Annotated in this window: 1 protein-coding gene; it reads right to left on the reverse strand. The window is 34.5% G+C overall.

Translation table 11 applies throughout. The features are described 5' to 3' along the window. Positions 1–300: 300 nt before the first annotated feature. On the reverse strand, positions 301–2,149 hold a 1,849-nt coding region (locus E1140_RS00590; RefSeq protein WP_221412596.1), incomplete at its 5' end, for an Eco57I restriction-modification methylase domain-containing protein.

Below are 2,149 nucleotides of genomic sequence, written 5' to 3' on the forward strand. Positions count from 1 at the left end.
CTAAGACAATTGAAATTCCTATAATTATTTTTTTGAGCATATTCCTTTTTTGGTTCTTTCTTGCTGACCGCTAACGTCTATGTATGGTGAGTGCGCTCACACTCTCCAACGTTACTAAAGTATCGAATTGCACAGAAAGTTGAAAGTAGCTCGTAAGCGCATTCACTATACATTTTGTTAGGTTTTCGTGTTTTCCTTTCTGGGAAGTTCCTTTCGAATACCACCGTGCGTTGGGCAGACATACTCTTTGACAAGTTTTGGCTTGTGCGGTTGATTGAGCGACTTGGCAATGTGTATGGCTTAGTTGAGGCTCACGTTGTATTTTGTTTCCAAGAATCTATCAATCTCAGTTTTATCAGTTGTTATGGTTAAAAACCGTTGCTCATCTTCATTTAGTTCACATATACTGAAGCTCTTAACATAATTCTTTGCATAAGAAAAGTATCCCGCTGAATAAGGCTTGCTTGTGTGCCTTATATAATAATCAAAGAGTCTTGATTGCAAAATCTTTTTTAGCAACAAGAGTTCTTCCTGGGATTCTGAGAAAATGGCATAACCACAATAAATAAGCATATCTTCATTGTCTGTGTAGACAAAATGTGGCTCCTTGGCCATGTAAGGAAACATTAATTTGTAACCTTTATCTGTGAGTGCCTGAGTTCTGCCGAATGCATACCATGCGCCATAATCTCCATTCCCCTTATCTCGTTTAAGTAATTCATTTTTGAAGTCTAATAAATAGGCATATGCGTTTGGATAATTATCTCTGAAATAATTTTCTTCCATCAAACGAAATGGGGTAATTCCATTTGTGTATGGATATATAATTTTTTCTTTGACTTTCTCTATCTCATTTTCATTTTTAAGGATATTGGGTTTGATAATATCTCTACATATACCCTTTTCAATCCGATGTTCAATTCCATTCTTATTGAATATGTAATAGTCTTTGGTTTGGTCAGTAGGCCGAAATATATAGATGCCATTGCTTAATGTGGCTATTCCGTTTTTAATTATAAAGAGGTTGTCCAATGAAGAACCACAGTTTTCAATTTTATTAATATTTTCCACGATCTCCTTGCTACTGAGAATCCAACCTTTATGAGAATCAACAGTATTGTAAGAAATTTTATGATAGTGATTTTCTGTGATTTCTTCGAGGTTATTACTAGAGGTCCGAGCGAATGAAATATTCTCACTTGTTTTATTTGATAGAAAGCAAATGCAGGTATATGCCGACTTTCCACCAAATATTTTCTCATGGCCAAAATCAATGATCGTTAGATCTGTATTGTGATCTTTAAAATACATTCTAAGTGCTCTGGCATTAACACTTTTGAAAAATGAGTTAACCGTTATATAACCTAATATGCCATCCTTTTGAAGAAATGTTTTACCGATTTCAAAAAAAGGAATATACAAATCGGGATTTCCGGATTTTGTAACTGACCAATTGTTTAGGAAACTTTTGGTTTGCTCGTGTAGGTTCTTAGCACGAACGTATGGTGGATTTCCAACTATTAAATCAAATCCTTGATTTTTCTTGATCATAGGTACTTGACTAATCCAATCAAAGTCCAAGGCGTTGGCAGTGTATAAGTTGAATGAAAACTCCTCAATATCTTCTCCTTCAGTAATGGCCAAAAGGGAAAGTAGAATTTTTGTACGATCAATGCTACTTTGGCTTATGTCCAGACCGAAAAGGTTATCCTTAAATATTTCTCGGTATGATTTTTTGGTTTCTGAATGTATTTTATGTGCAAGTGTAAAAAGAAAGGCACCACACCCACAAGATATATCTCCTGCAAGTATCGATTCAGGTCTTTTCTTAACCTTTTCAAAAGTCCTCTTAACAATAAACTCTTTAATGTACTTTGGAGTGTATACTGCTCCGTTTGTAGTTTGCTCTTTGGAAGGAATAGCCAGCTCAAAAGCCTGAATTACTTCAACCAATCCAAATTGTAATTGGTTGTCGATTTCCTGCTTTAACTCAATATCACTAAGCATTAAAGATTTGACAAGCGTATTATTCTTAACCTGTATTGAATTTGATTTCAGATATAAGGAAACAACAAACTTGTTGAGTTTGTACTCATCTTCTTTGAATTGATTTAATATGTATTTGATCTCTTTCTGCATAGGATTAATC

Source organism: Fulvivirga lutimaris, from assembly GCF_009711525.1.
GTDB lineage: Bacteria > Bacteroidota > Bacteroidia > Cytophagales > Cyclobacteriaceae > Fulvivirga > Fulvivirga lutimaris.